This window comes from Enterococcus sp. PLH-Efm8, from assembly GCF_053011625.1.
On record NZ_CP172569.1, the window covers coordinates 218,569 to 236,311 of the forward strand.

15 protein-coding genes and 6 pseudogenes are annotated in these 17,743 nt (G+C 32.7%); 5 read left to right on the forward strand and 16 right to left on the reverse strand.

Annotated features, from left to right (window positions below; genetic code table 11):
- Positions 1-65: 65 nt before the first annotated feature.
- Positions 66-608, reverse strand: a complete 543-nt coding sequence (locus ACIFUW_RS15100) for a hypothetical protein (RefSeq protein ID WP_002298088.1) — start codon at positions 606-608, stop codon at positions 66-68.
- A gap of 274 nt (positions 609-882) precedes the next feature.
- Here ACIFUW_RS15100 and ACIFUW_RS15105 point away from each other — a divergent pair.
- Positions 883-1,526 (forward strand): annotated as a pseudogene (locus ACIFUW_RS15105) (helix-turn-helix domain-containing protein); the annotation flags it as partial.
- Positions 1,527-1,601: 75 nt separating this feature from the next.
- Complete coding sequence (locus ACIFUW_RS15110) at positions 1,602-2,282, forward strand: IS6-like element IS1216 family transposase (protein ID WP_002331383.1); 681 nt, start codon at positions 1,602-1,604, stop codon at positions 2,280-2,282.
- A 55-nt stretch (positions 2,283-2,337) separates the two neighbouring features.
- Here ACIFUW_RS15110 and ACIFUW_RS15115 read toward each other — a convergent pair.
- The 6 genes and pseudogenes from ACIFUW_RS15115 to ACIFUW_RS15140 all read right to left on the reverse strand — a co-directional run.
- A pseudogene (locus ACIFUW_RS15115) lies at positions 2,338-2,529 on the reverse strand (hypothetical protein); the annotation flags it as partial.
- Positions 2,530-3,387 carry a ParA family protein gene (locus ACIFUW_RS15120; protein ID WP_002292680.1) on the reverse strand — a complete coding sequence of 286 codons (858 nt, stop codon included), beginning with the start codon at positions 3,385-3,387 and terminating at the stop codon, positions 2,530-2,532.
- A gap of 284 nt (positions 3,388-3,671) precedes the next feature.
- The gene (locus ACIFUW_RS15125; protein WP_076713767.1) at positions 3,672-3,959 is read right to left on the reverse strand and encodes a type II toxin-antitoxin system RelE/ParE family toxin; all 288 of its coding nucleotides are present in this window, start codon (positions 3,957-3,959) and stop codon (positions 3,672-3,674) included.
- Positions 3,949-4,278: an AbrB/MazE/SpoVT family DNA-binding domain-containing protein gene (locus tag ACIFUW_RS15130; RefSeq protein WP_002292678.1), complete on the reverse strand. Its 330-nt coding sequence runs from the start codon at positions 4,276-4,278 to the stop codon at positions 3,949-3,951. The genes ACIFUW_RS15125 and ACIFUW_RS15130 overlap by 11 nt, the downstream gene beginning before the upstream one ends.
- Before the next feature lie 76 nt (positions 4,279-4,354).
- Complete coding sequence (locus tag ACIFUW_RS15135) at positions 4,355-4,627, reverse strand: Txe/YoeB family addiction module toxin (RefSeq protein WP_002314366.1); 273 nt, start codon at positions 4,625-4,627, stop codon at positions 4,355-4,357.
- Positions 4,627-4,890 (reverse strand): type II toxin-antitoxin system Phd/YefM family antitoxin, encoded by a 264-nt coding sequence (locus ACIFUW_RS15140; protein WP_002297422.1) that lies wholly within the window; start codon positions 4,888-4,890, stop codon positions 4,627-4,629. The genes ACIFUW_RS15135 and ACIFUW_RS15140 overlap by 1 nt, the downstream gene beginning before the upstream one ends.
- 233 nt (positions 4,891-5,123) lie before the next feature.
- On the opposite strand from ACIFUW_RS15140, the pseudogene ACIFUW_RS15145 reads away from it, so the two are divergent.
- A pseudogene (locus tag ACIFUW_RS15145) lies at positions 5,124-6,032 on the forward strand (IS982-like element ISEfm1 family transposase).
- Positions 6,033-6,034: 2 nt separating this feature from the next.
- On the opposite strand, the gene ACIFUW_RS15150 reads toward ACIFUW_RS15145, so the two are convergent.
- The 7 genes and pseudogenes from ACIFUW_RS15150 to ACIFUW_RS15180 all read right to left on the reverse strand — a co-directional run bounded on the left by ACIFUW_RS15150 (position 6,035) and on the right by ACIFUW_RS15180 (position 13,563).
- Positions 6,035-7,210, reverse strand: coding sequence for an MFS transporter (locus tag ACIFUW_RS15150; RefSeq protein ID WP_002336205.1), 1,176 nt, complete (start codon positions 7,208-7,210; stop codon positions 6,035-6,037).
- A gap of 2 nt (positions 7,211-7,212) precedes the next feature.
- Positions 7,213-9,462 carry an alpha-galactosidase gene (locus ACIFUW_RS15155; protein ID WP_002314387.1) on the reverse strand — a complete coding sequence of 750 codons (2,250 nt, stop codon included), beginning with the start codon at positions 9,460-9,462 and terminating at the stop codon, positions 7,213-7,215.
- Between the two features lie 96 nt (positions 9,463-9,558).
- A complete protein-coding gene (locus ACIFUW_RS15160; RefSeq protein WP_002338109.1) occupies positions 9,559-10,413 on the reverse strand; it encodes an AraC family transcriptional regulator in 855 nt (284 codons plus the stop codon).
- An 81-nt stretch (positions 10,414-10,494) separates the two neighbouring features.
- A pseudogene (locus ACIFUW_RS15165) lies at positions 10,495-11,403 on the reverse strand (IS982-like element ISEfm1 family transposase).
- A 93-nt stretch (positions 11,404-11,496) separates the two neighbouring features.
- Positions 11,497-12,432, reverse strand: coding sequence for a hypothetical protein (locus tag ACIFUW_RS15170; RefSeq protein WP_002323400.1), 936 nt, complete (start codon positions 12,430-12,432; stop codon positions 11,497-11,499).
- A gap of 558 nt (positions 12,433-12,990) precedes the next feature.
- On the reverse strand, positions 12,991-13,308 hold the full coding sequence (locus ACIFUW_RS15175) for a type II toxin-antitoxin system RelE/ParE family toxin (protein ID WP_002290394.1): 318 nt from the start codon (positions 13,306-13,308) through the stop codon (positions 12,991-12,993).
- The gene (locus ACIFUW_RS15180) at positions 13,309-13,563 is read right to left on the reverse strand and encodes an AbrB/MazE/SpoVT family DNA-binding domain-containing protein (RefSeq protein WP_002323399.1); all 255 of its coding nucleotides are present in this window, start codon (positions 13,561-13,563) and stop codon (positions 13,309-13,311) included. It abuts the gene before it with no gap.
- Positions 13,564-13,921: 358 nt separating this feature from the next.
- Here ACIFUW_RS15180 and tnpA point away from each other — a divergent pair, with 358 nt between their 5' ends.
- Together tnpA and tnpB are read left to right on the forward strand one after the other, a co-directional pair.
- Entirely contained in the window at positions 13,922-14,326 is a 405-nt protein-coding gene (gene tnpA / locus ACIFUW_RS15185) for an IS200/IS605-like element ISEfa4 family transposase (protein WP_002287522.1), read from the forward strand.
- A gap of 16 nt (positions 14,327-14,342) precedes the next feature.
- Positions 14,343-15,491 carry an IS200/IS605 family element RNA-guided endonuclease TnpB gene (tnpB, locus tag ACIFUW_RS15190; RefSeq protein WP_002287525.1) on the forward strand — a complete coding sequence of 383 codons (1,149 nt, stop codon included), beginning with the start codon at positions 14,343-14,345 and terminating at the stop codon, positions 15,489-15,491.
- A 222-nt stretch (positions 15,492-15,713) separates the two neighbouring features.
- Here tnpB and ACIFUW_RS15195 read toward each other — a convergent pair.
- Positions 15,714-15,938 (reverse strand): annotated as a pseudogene (locus ACIFUW_RS15195) (type II toxin-antitoxin system RelE/ParE family toxin).
- A 553-nt stretch (positions 15,939-16,491) separates the two neighbouring features.
- Positions 16,492-16,578: pseudogene (locus tag ACIFUW_RS15200) on the reverse strand (single-stranded DNA-binding protein); the annotation flags it as partial.
- Positions 16,579-17,743: the final 1,165 nt, after the last annotated feature.

Here is a 17,743-nt window from a genome sequence, read left to right on the forward strand (position 1 = left end):
TGTGCTTAAATAGCAATCGTATTTTCCATCACTTGAAACTCCTATTTTAGTATGAGTATCACATTTTATAATTTTAGATTTTTTTCTTCTGATGTATTTTTTTCAAATATACCAATAGTCCCAATTCTTTCAAGCTCATTTTGCCAATTTTTATATCCATCGCCCATCTTTTCTATAACTGCATTCTTTTGTTCTTCTGTCATTTTCTCAAATGTCAAAATAGCATACTTTAGTTCTTTATCTATAGGACTTTGATCATCTAACATCGCTATCTTTTTATCAGCTATATAATTTCTAAATTTGTCTGAGAGTTTAAATTTAAGCCCTAAATATTCATAAACATATTCTTTCTTTGCCTCCAATGTATAATCTGATGGCTTAAAAGTTTCATTTTTGCCATTTGCATTAATTGACATGCCTTCCTCTTCAGAACTTATGGATTGTCCTTCTTTTATTTTATTGTTTTCATTACTTTTTTGACACCCAACTGCGCTTAAGCTCAAACATAATGCAAGTAATAGGCATGCTCCTCTTGGTACTATTTTTTCATAAATTATTCCTCCTTTATTTTTTACACAATAGCATTTTATAGCTACTTTCAATAACATTCTACACACCTTTTATGAAACGTTGATGAAATATAATTTTTTATTTTTCCAAACTATGGTATAACAATATAAGTATTATGCTTAAAGTTGTTCTTACACGATTAGTATATGATCGATTAATATATGAGCAAGCACAGTAAGTGTACGGACACTTACGAAAAAATTGATGAAGCAGCCCTTTGGGATCTGCTTCATCAATTTGAATCGGCTACACTAGACTAGACAGAAAAAATAAGGTGTGTAGAATAATAAAAAACACACTGGAGGATTTTTCATGTCAAGACGTCAACGAAGAACCTATTCAAAAGAATTCAAACAACAAATCGTCGATCTCTATCTCGCTGGTAAGCCTCGCGCAGAAATTATTCGAGAGTATGAGCTTACGCCTTCTTCTTTCGATAAATGGATGAAGCAAGCACAATCAACGGGCTCATTCAAAGAAAGAGACAACTTAACACCAGAACAAGCAGAATTGATCGCACTAAGAAAGAAAAATAAGCAACTCGAAATGGAGAATGATATTTTAAAGCAAGCGGCGCTGATATTCGGACGAAAAGACAAGTAATTGATGCCAACAAGCATAAATATTCCATATCAGCGATGTGCAAAATTCTAAATATTTCTCGTCAAACCTACTATTATCAAGCGAAACCGATCGAAAATGAGTCCGACTTAGAAGAGATCGTTCAGGAAGAGTTTATTCGAAACCGAAAGGCTTACGGTACCCGAAAATTGAAGAAGTGTTTAGCAAAGTGTGGGCTTCAATTCAGTCGGCGCCGGATCGGTCGAATCATGAAACGCCGCGGATTGACATCTACCTATACGATCGCTCATTTTAAAGGGCAACGAACAGCTTGTAATGAAGCGAAAACAGCGAATGTATTAGATCGGACCTTTACACAAGAACAGCCATTGGAAGGGTTCTGTTGCAAAGTTTTAAATCTACTATCAGATAAGGTAGAATAATAGAAAAAGATAGCAGGAGGAATGACGATGAGTCATTTTAAAGGAAAGCAATTTCAGCAGGATGTGATTATTGTAGCCGTGGGCTACTATCTTCGTTATAACCTTAGCTATCGTGAAGTTCAAGAAATCTTATATGATCGTGGCATTAACGTTTCTCATACGACGATTTATCGTTGGGTGCAAGAATATGGCAAACTACTCTATCAAATTTGGAAAAAGAAAAATAAAAAATCCTTTTATTCATGGAAAATGGATGAAACGTACATCAAAATTAAAGGAAAATGGCATTATTTGTATCGAGCCATCGATGCAGATGGTTTAACCTTGGATATTTGGTTACGTAAAAAACGGGACACACAAGCAGCCTATGCTTTTCTTAAGCGGTTAGTGAAGCAGTTTGATGAACCGAAGGTTGTAGTCACAGATAAAGCCCCCTCTATTACAAGTGCCTTTAAGAAACTAAAAGAATACGGCTTTTATCAAGGGACAGAACATCGTACCATTAAATACCTGAATAATTTGATTGAACAAGACCATCGTCCAGTAAAGAGACGCAATAAATTCTATCGAAGTTTACGCACTGCCTCTACCACGATTAAAGGCATGGAAGCCATTCGAGGATTATATAAGAAAACCCGAAAAGAAGGCACTCTCTTCGGGTTTTCGGTCTGTACTGAAATCAAGGTATTATTGGGAATCCCAGCTTAAATCATAGATACCGTAAGGGATTTTATTCTTTATTTAAAACTTTGCAACAGAACCCTTTTTTTGTTCTTCCTCTACTCTGTCTTTCAACATTGGAGGAAGTTTTTATTTCTTGAACTTGGTGCACTTCTAATTGCTTATTTTCAGATGGTGTAATTGCTTGCTGCTTTTTCTTTGCTTCTGCTTCTTTTTTTATTTTGGCGAGTCCTTTATTGTTCCCAAAAATATCAAGTCCTTTGATGTCAGCCAATTACTCCACCTCCGCATACCAATTCTCGTGTTCTTCCAATTCTTTCAAAATACTGATAAATAATTCGTGGCTTTTGCGATCCCATTGTTTTAAGAGACCTTTCTTTGTCTTCTCCATCGTAATACCTGATCCGTCGTATCGTTTTAAGCGCGCATTTTTGAGTACAACATTTTTAATCAAATGTTCCCCATAAATCTCTTGGGCTTGTTTATACATTTCCTGATCTACTGCGTCACCGCTTTCCAACATGAAAGGAATAACACCAGCAACATATAAATTTGTATCAAATTCTTTCACAAAAAAGTCCATATACTCAAGATATTGCATCGCATTTCTCATCGATTTTACTTGGGTCTGTAAGACGACGATTGCCCAGTCCGCAATGTACATCGCGGATTTACTATATACAGAAATAGAAGGTGGGACATCTAAATAGATGACGTCAAACTCATCAAATAATGGTTCTAGCTTTTCTTTCATATATTTGAATTGGGATAATGAATCATTATATTGGTCTTTGATCCAATCATCATACATTTCAAAGGACATGTCTGCTGGAAGTATATAGAGGTTATTGATTACTTTATAGACAGCCTCTTTAGGTGGAAGATTGTTTATCAACACGTCAGTCACAGTATTTTCGTAAACAATCGGTTCACCTTCTCCGCCTCCTTCTTCGTTAGTGAAGTTCATATGCGTTAAGTTCATCACATCAGAAGTATTTCCTTGCATATCCAAGTCAATTATCAAGGTTCTTTTTCCTTCATTAACTGCTGATTCAAACCCTAACATTTGCGCGCACGTACTTTTACCTACGCCACCTTTAAAATTACCGATTACATATTTCTTCGCTACCACGTTCCTACCTCTTTTCTTTTAGCAATATTCATTTGATACTATTATAACATATTTATTTTTAGTTACTACCAAAAAAAGATATATATGTACTACCTTATAATTAATAAGGAAAAGGTAGTACATAAATAAGGAAAAGCTGAAATATATTGATTTATAGCTTTCCTCAAAGTAATGACGTTATTTAATTTATCGAGAAGCAGAGAATACTCGCGACTTTAGTCATGTAGACGAATCAGATTTTCGATAAAAAAGAAGCCGTCCTTCTTAAGAACGACAACAAATCACTAGATTAATTTTTTCAACTGTTCATAAAATTTTTCATGCGTTCCACATAACAATACTGGAATAATCTTGTTTTCTATAATCTCGTAAGCTACTCTATATGTTGTGCCCGCATATTTAAACCCACTAGACCAAATACCTGATAAATCCCCAGTTTTTTGTTCACCCTTATATGGATCAATCGCAATTTCATCATAAATTAAATTCAAAAATTTTTCTTTCAATGGCTTCTCTTTTAGCTTTTTTAAATACTTAATGACATGTTTTGAAGGAACGATTTCATAAGCCAATTTCTGTTGCCAACTCCTCTTTAGTCATTACTTTAGAATTAGTAAGTGTATCTTCAGCAATATCTCTAAAGGAAGAATGCATTTTGTTTTTTCTATTCTTAAATTCTACAAGAATCTCATCTTTATCGTAGCCTTCTGCAATTATATCAGACAAAATATCTTCGCTAAAATCATAAAATTCTTTTTGTGGTTCAACAAATTCATAAAGAATACCATTCTCTACCAACTTTGCTTCAACTTCGACTCCATTAGGAACATTAAAATCTTTAGGTACTGTCAACATGATTGAATTGCCTTGTTTTCTTGTTTTTGTAATCATTTAAATCCCTCATTTCTAACAGTATGTAATTACTTAGTAAATACATTATACCACGAGATAATGTATTTACAAGTAATTACTGTGACTCGTAATGCGTCCTTGCTGAATAAATTTCAACCACGTGTTCATCTTCATCTACCTTATAAACAACCCGGTGTTGTCTATTCAATCTTCTAGAATACCTACCTTCATGTGTAGGTTTTAACTTCTCAAATGATTGGGTAGGGAGATAGGGATCTTCCTTTAAAGTCTGAATAACCTTCTCAAATTGAGGTTTCAAATTAGACTGTTTGATTTTCTTTAAATCAGCTTTAGCCGAGTTTTTAATCATCACAGAATAGTTATTCATTATAAGTTATCCCAATCAATTTCATCAACATTAGTAAATCCACTATCATCTTTTTCTCGCTTACGAACAACACCCAAAGTGCCTATTTGCTCAAGTAATAGCGTTTCTTTGATTGCTTTCCAATCATCCAAACCAATAAGCACCGCATTATTTTCACTGCGCTCACTAATGATTTCAATTTCCGTATGATTCTCATTTACATCTTTCAACAACTTATAAAAATTTTTCCGTGCTGAGCTAGGATTTAAGACTGTTTTTGCCATATCTACTCCCCCTCTAATTTATATCTCCATTCTAACGTACTTAATTAAGTACGTAAATTCGATTGTTTTGTTTAAATTGGAGTACCAAAACAGCATTGTAAAGTGTTATCCGTTTCCTTTATACCCGTGGTGCTAGTTAATTTTTTCCTAGAGGAAAATGTCTAAACATGTTGGTAAATCAACAAAAAAACGCATAGAGTAGTCTCAAAACTCCCAAGAAATGAGGACTACATATGCGTTCATCAAAATATACTGAACATTATACAGATACTTTTATAACATTCAAGGAAATTATGAGAACTGTTTCTAACATATACCACAATTGTGTACCAGATAAGATTAAAAACCGAAGAAATACTGATCAACTGAAGTAACGCGATACAGTGATTATTGCTTGTGTTATATGGGGCATAATTAATGGCTATACTAGCCAAAGAGCCACGTATAGAGCGGTTTGTTCCGTCTTATTTCCTAATGGTGACTTTCCTAGTAGGAGTCGATTCACTCGCTTAAGTTCAAACTTAGCTTACACTATCAAGATTATTCGATACTTTTTCATCAAGAAGCTCACCAAAGGTGAACTAGTCGGAATTATAGATAGTTTTCCTAGTCCATTATGTAAACCAGTTAGAAATAGACAAGCAAAACTATTGAATCAAATAGCCAAAGTTGGCTATAACTCAACAAAAAAATCTTATTTTTATGGTCTTAAAATTCATATGATCGTTACTAAGACTGGCTTTCCGATTACTTACTCAATCACGAATCCAGGTGTCCATGACGTGAAAGTGTTAGAGACTTTATCGGAAGAAGCGAATCTTCCCAATATCCTAGGGGACAAAGGATATATTAGCCATAAAATCCATGAAAAGCTTGCCCTTATGGGCATTACTATATCCGTTCCGCCACGTAAAAACATGGATAAATCAGAAAAACTAGACCACAGCTTACTTGGAAAACAAAGAAAAACAGTTGAGACTGTTTTTTCTTCCTTAGAAAAATTAGGTTGTCAAAATTTCAACTCACGTTCTGTTAAAGGGCTAGAGAGTAGATTTGAAAGCATATTACTGGCTTACAGTGTTCTATTAAGTCGAGCACAACGACGTTTTGAAGGAACTTTGAGATATTCTTTAGGATATTAAAATTAACTAGCACCACGGGTTACTCTAGTATTTTTTTTATTTGTCGCAAAAAATGTTACAAATAGGATCACAATAAATATTCCTGCGAATACAAAAAATGGAGCAGTCAAATTTGTACTTCTTGTTAGAAATTGTGCTAATTGCATAGCAATAGGAGCTATAAAATTACCAATATTACAGCCAATAAAAATCAATGAAGTAGCAAAATTAATTGTATTCTTTGTAGTGACTTTATCTAAGTTACTAAAGATAAATGGGAAGCACCATGATCCTGTTATACTTGATAAAAATAAACCCGTTAGCAGGAACGTCATATTACCGTTTGACACAGCAATTAACAAATTTGAAATTATAAAGAATATAATTCCCAAGTATAGGGTTCCTTTTCCTATCCACTTATTTATTGGTCCAAACATAAATCCTGCTAGTATTCCTAAGATAGGCATTAGAGCTAAATAGTTACTAGCATTAAAGTTTACCCCTTTAATTTCAGTTGCAATTGATGCAAATCGTACAGAAATAGCAATACTATTCATTACGAGTAAGATTGCAAATAGAACTAGGGCAAAAACCATTGGATTCATCTTTTCTTTTACATGATTTTCAGGTATGTCACTATTTTCATCTCTAATTTCAGGAACTTTTAGCGCGAATAAGAGAGCTACAGGAAACGCAATTGCATAGACTAAAAACGAAGCCGTCCAATTAATGTTCACTAAAACTCCAGCAAGAAAAATAAGGATTGTCTGACCTAAAGCTTCCATTGAATTTCTAATACCTAATAGCGTTGCTCTAGTATTGCCAGAGTATAAAGAGCTGATATATGTCACAGCCAATGAATTATATACTCCTAAACCGGCACCTAATATTACTCGACTAATAAGAACGGTTTGGAAGGTAGCTGTAAATACTGGAATAATTCCTCCTATACCAGCTAATAATAAACCTAAAATTATTGTCTTTTTCATTCCTATTCTTTTGGCAAAGTAACTAGATAATAAGATAAACAAAATAACAGTTATACTTGGTGCAGTTCCTAAAAGTTCACTTTGACTTTGTGATATCCCCAAAGACTGTTTCATTTGTGGAATAACACCATTAATTGCTTGAGAGCTTGTTAACATTAGTGAAATACTTAAGATTGCTCCTTTTTGAAGTAAGCTTTTTTGGTTATTCATCTCTACTTTTCCTCCTGTGTTATAACCCAAATCTTGGAATCAAAATCAAATGTTTCTGGGCGTCGATTCTGATCATTTATTTGTCCACTAGATGCATCTGAACAGACTAGTCCTGCTCTCATCAATTCCATTCCAGATCGCAAACTATTTTGTCCTACATTATAAAGTCCGTCATTATCTAACCCTTTTAATTTCAGTCGGCGGTAAGGAGCATTTACCTCATTTAATGTTTTATAATGAGCAACAATAGCCGTTTTCTTATCATGACTAACAACCATCCACGCGGTTTGATTATCATCATCGAATGGTGATAATAGTCTATAAAAAGTACCATTATGAATTATGGTTCTATATTTTTTATAAAAGGCAATTTGTTCTTTTACAATCCTCAAATCGCCTTCACTTAATTCATTTAAGTCAAGCTCATATCCAAATGCACCAAAAAAAGCTACATTTCCTCTAGTTTTTATAGGTGTTATACGGTTTGTTTGATGATTTGGAACAATTGATACATGAGCACCAATAGACGAAAGAGGATACAGCATACTAGTTCCATATTGAATTTTTAACCTTTCAATTGCATCTGAATCATCACTAGCCCAAGCTTGAGGTGCATAGTGAAGCATTCCAGGATCAAAGCGCCCACCACCTGATGAACAAGACTCAAATAGTATGTTAGGATATTTTGTTATAAGTTTTTCATATAAGCGATATACGCCTAGTACATATCTGTGGAATACTTCTCCTTGTTGATCTGCTGACAAGTGACTGTCAAATACATCAGTCAATGGACGATTCATATCCCACTTAATGTAATCTAAGTTTGATTCATCAATGATTTTACACATTTGATCGAAAATATTTTCAACAACCTCATCTAACCCAAAATTTAATACATATTGGTTCCTACCATGATTAGGTTTTCGATTAGGTGTAGAAATAATCCAATTCGGATGTGTGCGATATAACTCACTATCCTTATTCACCATTTCAGGTTCAAACCATAAACCAAATTTCATACCAAAACTACGAATTTTTTCTGAAAGGCTGCCGATTCCTCTAGGTAGTCTTTTAGGATTTACATGCCAATCTCCTAATCCTGCACAATCGTTTTCTCTTTCTCCAAACCAGCCATCATCTAATACAAATAATTCAATACCAACATCAAATGCTTTTTTAGCAATATTTACCAACTTTTCTTCGTCAAAATCAAAATATGTTGCTTCCCAATTATTAATTAAGACAGGACGGTCTTTTTCTCGCCACTTACCACGAGCTAAGCGTTTTCTAAATAGTTGATGAAAAGTTTGACTCATGGCATTTAAACCCTTACTTGAATAAACCAGAATCGCTTCTGGTGCTGTAAATATTTCTCCTGGATTGAGTTTCCAATTAAATCCAAATGGATTGATGCCAACTTGTAGTCTAGTAACATCCCATGTATCTACTTCTGCTTGAATTAAGAAGTTTCCTGAGTAAACTAGTGCTGCACCAATAGCTTCTCCTTGATTTTCATCAGTATTTTTTCTTTTTAAAGTAACAAATGGGTTATGCTGATGGCTTGAAATACCTCGAGTAGATTCGATTGATTGAATTCCTTGTTGTAAAGTACGCGACTTAATAGTTCTTTCTCTACCCCAAGCACCAGATAATTGTTGCCATTCATAATTTGCATCGGGTAAATCCAATGATAAACTGCTAATATTCTCGATTATTTGAATATCTTTTCCTTTATTCATAACTCGCGCGCTACGAGTAATAACAGGATAATCTCTATAAATTGTATATAATAATTCTACTTGAACATTTGTAACTGAATCTAAAATATAAACTTTCAATGTTTTGCTTTCATCATTATTATCAACATAGGTAGCAGGTAAACCTTCTAGTTTAGGTTTTCCTTCTTCCACTTCGTACCCTTGATAGACAAAATCTGATAAGCGAGAGCCATTTTTCTGTAGTAATGAAATAGCAGGATGTCTAAAATCTGTTGTACCATATTCAGGAAATTCTTGTTTTAAGTGCTCTAACGAATATAGCAAATCGTTTTCATTTCTATAGGTTGTCATAGGCCGATGATGCATCTCAATTAGATGACTATAGTCATTATCTGGTAAGTTCTCACCATAATATAAATGCAATAATTTACCATCTTCCGATATCTTAAAAATGTAACTTATCTCCTGATTAAACAAATGAAATTGTTGGTTTTCTGATCGATAAATAATATTCATTTCATTATCCTTATACATAAGCTCTCCTCCGTTTCTTTATTGCATTATAAAAAACGCTCACATAAATAGTAAGCGTTTAAAGTAACGAATATTTATCAAAATCAAATGTTTAGTTTATTCACCATTAATGATTCCTAGACCTAATCTACGTTTTCGATATACTCCCGGTGAAACACCATTTGCTTTCTTAAAGGCTTTAGAAAAAGATTGTACTGTTGAGAATCCTATCTTGTCACTGATTTGCTGGATTGAATATTCAGTTGATGATAACAGATCGTTTGCAATAGAAATTTTGATTTCACTAATATACTCTTTTATTGATATTCCCATATCATTCTTAAACAATCGTGATAAATAATTTTCGTGTATCGATAGACTGACAGCAATATCTTTAACAGATAATTTTTGATACGCATTCTCACGTATTATTTCAATTGTTTGACGAACAAAAGGATTCATCTTTTTAGTAATTATCCCTTCGTTCAGATAACTAGCTGAATTTAAGAGGAGTTCTAAAAATTTATAAACTTGTTTTTGTCTGGACAATTCACTGACTAGATTGTCCTGATCATACGATAAAGTTTCAAAAATTAATCCTTTAAATGAATTTAAATTTTCGACTTTAAAGGTAAGATGATTCTTTCCAACACCAATTTCTTTTAGATAGTATTCTACAAGATTGCCACTTAAACCCAACCATACATATGACCACGGATTTTTTTCATCTGCTTGATAAAAAGTAGATACTCCTGGTGGGATAACAAATCCTTGGCCTTTCTTCAGAAAATATTTTTGATCATTAATTGAATAATAGCCTTCACCTTCTAGCACTATGTGTATTAAGTATTGTTCTCGAATAGCTGGTCCAAAACTATGTCTAGGTTCTGTTTTTGAATACCCACAAAAATTAAAGTAACAATCTTTCAGCTGAGTGTTAGGTTCTGTTACTAAATATATAGAATTTTCCATATCCACCCTCCTATGTTAGATTTGGATAATTTTTGTTTTATTATGTTTATATTATTACATAACCCGTGGTGCTAGTTAATTTTAATATCCTAAAGAATATCTCAAAGTTCCTTCAAAACGTCGTTGTGCTCGACTTAATAGAACACTGTAAGCCAGTAATATGCTTTCAAATCTACTCTCTAGCCCTTTAACAGAACGTGAGTTGAAATTTTGACAACCTAATTTTTCTAAGGAAGAAAAAACAGTCTCAACTGTTTTTCTTTGTTTTCCAAGTAAGCTGTGGTCTAGTTTTTCTGATTTATCCATGTTTTTACGTGGCGGAACGGATATAGTAATGCCCTTAAGGGCAAGCTTTTCATGGATTTTATGGCTAATATATCCTTTGTCCCCTAGGATATTGGGAAGATTCGCTTCTTCCGATAAAGTCTCTAACACTTTCACGTCATGGACACCTGGATTCGTGATTGAGTAAGTAATCGGAAAGCCAGTCTTAGTAACGATCATATGAATTTTAAGACCATAAAAATAAGATTTTTTTGTTGAGTTATAGCCAACTTTGGCTATTTGATTCAATAGTTTTGCTTGTCTATTTCTAACTGGTTTACATAATGGACTAGGAAAACTATCTATAATTCCGACTAGTTCACCTTTGGTGAGCTTCTTGATGAAAAAGTATCGAATAATCTTGATAGTGTAAGCTAAGTTTGAACTTAAGCGAGTGAATCGACTCCTACTAGGAAAGTCACCATTAGGAAATAAGACGGAACAAACCGCTCTATACGTGGCTCTTTGGCTAGTATAGCCATTAATTATGCCCCATATAACACAAGCAATAATCACTGTATCGCGTTACTTCAGTTGATCAGTATTTCTTCGGTTTTTAATCTTATCTGGTACACAATTGTGGTATATGTTAGAAACAGTTCTCATAATTTCCTTGAATGTTATAAAAGTATCTGTATAATGTTCAGTATATTTTGATGAACGCATATGTAGTCCTCATTTCTTGGGAGTTTTGAGACTACTCTATGCGTTTTTTTGTTGATTTACCAACATGTTTAGACATTTTTCTCTAGGAAAAAATTAACTAGCACCACGGGTTCCTTTATTTTTATTAACAAGTTTTATCACAGGCTTCATATATTTGATTATATCTTCATCTTCTACATAGATATCTGTTATCATTACGACATCTGTACTATTTCGATTGAGTACTTTCACTTGATCTCCAGCATTGATTTTCCCTCTAAATCTTTTAGGAATGAACCAACTATACATATGATTAGCATCACCAAAATGTGCTTTTATCGCATTCTCAGGATATAACTTATTCAATAGTTCATTCTTTTGAATTTTCAAAACTTCAAATCTATACTTATCATCTTCTGCTAATCTAAATAAATCTTCTAAACGCATGTTTTCTAACTGTAAGTTTTGAAAATCTTCCGGTATAAATTTTCTATATTTCATTAATAATGAACGCCCAGCCCGATTTATTAGAATCTGGCCATTTTGGTCATCTCTATAAAGAATTCCGTAACCCATCAACGCCAATAGCACACGTGACGTTTTGTTACTTGTAATATTCATATTTCCTTGATTACCTGAGGCAATGAAAGACTTATCTACTTGAATTAGGGTGAAATTCTCATTCAAATATGGTAGTAAAATTAATATATGTGAAAATCGAATCTTGAGATAGCTATTCCCCTTGAGATATTCACTGATACTTCTACTCAAATCATTTAAATTTTTATAATTATTTGTACGGAACGTATATATATCAACATCAGTTTTCTTTACATGAGAACTTATTCTAAAATGAAAAAGCCTACTCTCAGAAAGAATTGAAAAATAGATACTTTCAGTAGATACTGAAGATTGAACAAAATTAAACTTGTATCCTTCAGGCATAGCACTTTTAACAGTCTGCTGCATTAACTCGGATAATCTTTTGAAAGTAGTAATATATTTTTTACCAGCAAACCATACATATCTTTTTTCATTAAGTATGTTCACTATCTCTCCTCCATTAATTATATTTAGCATCAAATAGTTATTGTACCTATATTTTATCCCATTCCTTTTAAAACAAGAATACGTACAAAGTAAAATGTTGTAAATAGTCTAGCAGGGATGTATATTTTCATGTACCAACATAATATTTAAGAAGTTTCCCATAGATATATTGGACTTCCTCTTTTAAAACACAAAAATAAATACTACCTTATTTAGGTAGTATTTATTAAAAGTTACGTCAATTTTGATTAAAAATATACTACTTGAACCTCTCATGAGTAAAGTCACGAAATTTTTGGGAATAGAGCGTACTTGATATCTTATTTTTTCACTAATAGCAGTGTCTCTTATTCACCAAGCGATCCCCGTAGTTCCTACGGTTCTTAATTTTTCTCTAGACTAATGATTGTATCTTTAGACCTTCGGCCATAACATGGAGCAAAATAAAAAGGTACTAAGTCTTATATATCAATCTTCGAGTAACCGACGGTTAACAACCATATCGAGCGGCATTAATCACCCACCTGTAGAGGATGAGCGACTTTTTCCTAATTATTGTTAAAAGCCTAGTTTCATTTGTTTAGATTGGAAAATACGTCCTACAAGTATCTCTTTTTTTTCATGGTCGATCCGATAAAATAAGGCATAGCTTTTGCCGATCACGATCCGATATGTTGGGATATCCATTCCATAGATTTCGGAAACTTCCTCATGCATAGTTGGAAAATTTTTGGTTAGTTCTAAAGCCTTCTGGATCGCACCTACAAATCTTTTTATGCTGGCTGGAGAAAGAGCAAGCTCATTTTCCCATTCTTCTATTATCGTTTCAAGGCTGGTCTGAAAACTTTTAGAATAAACTAGCGTGTACTCTTTCATCTATTCACTCCAGCCGTATTTTCCGAAAGCTTTTACCATTTCAATTTCTGAAACTGTTAAACCTTTCTCAAAGTCTTGGAAACTTTCTTCAATCAATTTGCGATCGTGTTCTTTTGCTATTTGAGTAGTATCTAATATGAATAAGTTGCCTTCTTGTTTGGCTTGGATAATGTCTCCGCTTTTTAATCCAAGAGAGCTTGGAAGGATCACTCCCACGCTATTGCCGATCTTTCTAACCTTTAGTTCTTTTCCCATGTTATCACACTCCTTTTAGTTTTTGATGAATAAATTATAACATGTTATAACAACAATTGCCAACGGTGTTTCTTAAGGGATTCCACTCCATATTATTATTGGACAAAATAAGCCACTTAGAACGCTGAAAACATATACAAACGATATCAAAATACGAGTGAACTACTCACCATACACTTCCGTTAACATCCATTTAACAGAATTAGGCAGAAGTCGCCCATCCTCTATAGGTGGGTGATGAATGCCGTTCGGTATGAGGGTTACCGTTGGTAACTCGAAGACCGACAACTAAGGCGTATTGCCTTTTTATTTTGTCCCATGTTACAATCAGTCTATACAAGAAATGAGTTGATATAACATGGAATTAGATACAAATAATCATTCAGTATTTCTTCTTTATTACCACCTTGTTTTAGTAACGAAATATCGTAGACAAGTGATTGATGATGAAATATCTGATTATGCCAAAACTACTTTTGAAAGAATTTCAGAATCGTATCACATTACTTTAGTGGAGTGGAATCATGATAAAGACCACGTTCATATTATGTTCAAAGCTCAACCTAAAACAGAATTGACAAAATTCATCAATGCCTATAAAAGTGCCAGCTCAAGATTGATAAAACGTGACTTTCCAAGAGTCAAACAATTTCTTTGGAAAGAAATGTTCTGGTCTAAAAGTTTTTGTCTTCTGACAACTGGTGGCGCACCAATTGATGTGATTAAGAAGTATATCCAAAATCAAGGAAACAATCATAAATAGAAAGTAGGTGAACTTTATGGAACAACTAAAAGCATACAAATTCAGAATCTATCCAACAGAGGAACAAGAAATCTTCTTTGCCAAATCTTTTGGTTGTGTCCGTAAGGTCTACAATCTAATGCTTGATGACCGAAAAAAGGCGTATGAAGAAGTTAAAAATGATTCTTCTAAAAAAATGACTTTTCCGACACCAGCTAAATACAAGAAAGAATTTCCGTTTTTGAAAGAAATTGATAGCCTTGCTTTAGCCAATGCCCAACTTAATTTAGATAAAGCATACAAGAATTTTTTTCGGGATAAATCCGTTGGATTTCCACGTTTCAAAAGTAAGAAAAATCCTGTTCAGAGTTATACAACGAATAATCAAAATGGTACAGTTGCTTTGATTGATAGTAAATTCATCAAAGTTCCTAAATTGAAGTCATTAGTAAGAATTAAGCTTCATAGACAACCAAAAGGGATTATCAAATCTGCTACAATATCACGTCATTCTAGCGGTAAATACTATATTTCTTTGTTGTGTAAAGAAGAAATTATCGAATTACCTAAAACTAATTCCACAATTGGTATTGACTTAGGTATTATGGACTTTGCGATTCTTTCTGATGGACAAAAAATTGATAATAATAAATTCACGTCCAAAATGGAAAAGAAACTAAAGCGTGAACAACGCAAATTGTCTAGGCGTGCTTTATTGGCTAAAAATAAAGGTACCAATCTATTTGAAGCTAAAAATTATCAAAAACAAAAACGCAAAGTAGCTAGATTGCATGAAAAAGTAATGAATCAACGTACTGATTTTCTGAATAAGTTGAGTACAGAAATGATCAAAAATCACGATATTATCTGTATTGAAGACTTAAACACAAAAGGTATGTTGCGAAATCATAAATTAGCTAAAAGTATTTCTGATGTTTCTTGGTCAAAGTTTGTGACTAAATTACAATACAAGGCTGACTGGTATGGACGAAAAATCATCAAAGTAGATAAATGGTTTCCGTCTAGTCAGATTTGTTCAGAGTGCGGACATAAAGATGGCAAGAAATCTCTTGAAATTCGAGAATGGACTTGTCCTGTTTGTCATACTCATCATGATCGTGATATCAATGCTAGTATCAATATTCTGACCGAAGGTCTAAGACTACATTCTATGGGATTGGCTTAGATCCAATCATCAAGAACCGTAGGAACTACGGGGATAGCTTGGTAAATAAGAGACACCGCTGTTAGTAAAGAAATACGCTATCAAGTATGCTCTATTCCCAAGAAGCTCCCACTTCAAGCGTTAAGAACCGTCAGGTTTAGCTAAGTGGTGAGTAGTTCACGTAGGTATTTTTATTATATATAGATTTAACATATGTCGGTCGGTTGATTGATATAGCTAAAGTTATAACTCAACCGAAGCCGATTCATCTACACGAATAAAGTTGCGAGTGTTCTCGGCTAATTCATAAAAATTGTTATGTGTTCCATATAGCAATACTGGAATAACTTTATTTTCTTGAATCTCATAAGCAACTCTATACACGGTGACCGCATACTTAAATCCATTAGACCAATTACCTGATAAACCTCCAGTTTTTTGCTCTTACTTAAATGGATCAATGGCAATTTCATCACAAACCTATAGAGGATGAGTGACTTCTGCCTAATTACGTTAAAAAATATTGAAAGTAACTCTATGTAGCAAAAAATATCTAGAATTTCATTTCCTCAAAACTGATCGATATTGTATCTAAAAATATATACTACCTAAAATAGGTAGTATATATTAAAATATGTGCTTTTGTTAGAAAAATCAATACATAAATTATCATATCTGTATATGTCATTTAGGTATTTCAGTTATGTTATAATAGTTTTGCTGTCTGCTACCCCGGCCTAATCTGGCAAGGGGAGGAGGAGATATAATGAAATACCTTTTTGATTTTGTTTTTGCAATCAAGCCACTTGCAGATGTAGTGTGCAGTTACCTCTGCAAATGGCTTGATTGCAAAATTGCCAAAAAAGACAGTAAGCCTACCCGTTAATTCTATAATATAGAAACGTAAAAAAAACCCCATCAGCCTGCACGCTGATGGGGTTTGGTGATATAATGAAATACCTCTTTGTTACTCATAATTATACCATAATTAGTCACGAATGCAACCAATAGAAAAAACTACTTAGAACGGTAGATCATCGCTAATAACAATGCATTGTCCACCAAATGGATTTTGTGAAGCATTAAATACATTGTTATTAATTGTCGCTGCTTTTAACTAGGCCTCTCCCCTTCTATTATAAAAGAAGATATATATCATTTCTTAATTACCTACTACCTTAAACCAAAATTTAAGTACTACCTAATTTAAGTAGTACTTAAACAATCTAAAAAATAGTTATCCCAATTGTTATGCTTTTATAATACGATTATTTGTAACAAAATGAATATTATATAATTAAACACTACCATATTTAGGTAGTGTTTAATTATTAGCAAAACAAAAAATATTTATTCTATTCTCTTAACTTCAACTAAGTTATGCTGCACACCTTTATATAAATCATATGCAACTCATTAGCTAGACAAACTACAAGCATGTAGTTTTATCTGTTAATTATGTACTACCTAAATAAAGTAGTTTATAATTAGCAAGTATATATATTTAAAAATTTAAGATTAATTTTTTTATGACTTGTACAAATTTATCTGATATTCTCTTATTAAGAACTACCTAATTTGGGTAGTTCTTATTTTTTACATTTTAAGTAGTATTTAATTGCAATTTGGTAGTATTTTTTTATTATCTTATTCTTAGAACGGTAGTACTTAATATAAATATAGGTAGTATCTAATTTAAGTATTAATGGTAGTATCTAAATTAACAGGTAGTATGTAACTACTTTAAAGTAATTTTTTTCAGATTAACACAGTAGTATCTTATTAAATAAGTTAATTTTAATGGTAGTACATAATTATTATATATATCTGACATTGGTAGTACTTATTGTATTTTTTAGTAGTATATAATCTATTGTTTTCTAGCCTAAAGCCTTGTCTTATAAGAATAATATAATATATACTACTGAAATAAGGTAGTATATATTACTAGTAATGGTAGTATGTTTTATATGCATAAGGTAGTTCTTAATTTATTTTTTGTTTTGACACTGGTAGTACTTAATTATCTTTAATTTTAAAACTAAATTTTATTCATACGTTTTTCTGGTAGTATTTAATTATAAATAATATTTATTTAAAGTAGTTCTTAATGACTTTAAAGGTAGTACATAATTCATTTTATTTCTGATTTTAGGTAGTATTTAATTAAAAAACAGTTTTAATGCGTTTGCATTTTTTATTTATCTTTGCTATTTTCGAAAAGAGTAGGTAATTTTACATAAATAAAACAACGTGAAAGTAGAGGATCTACA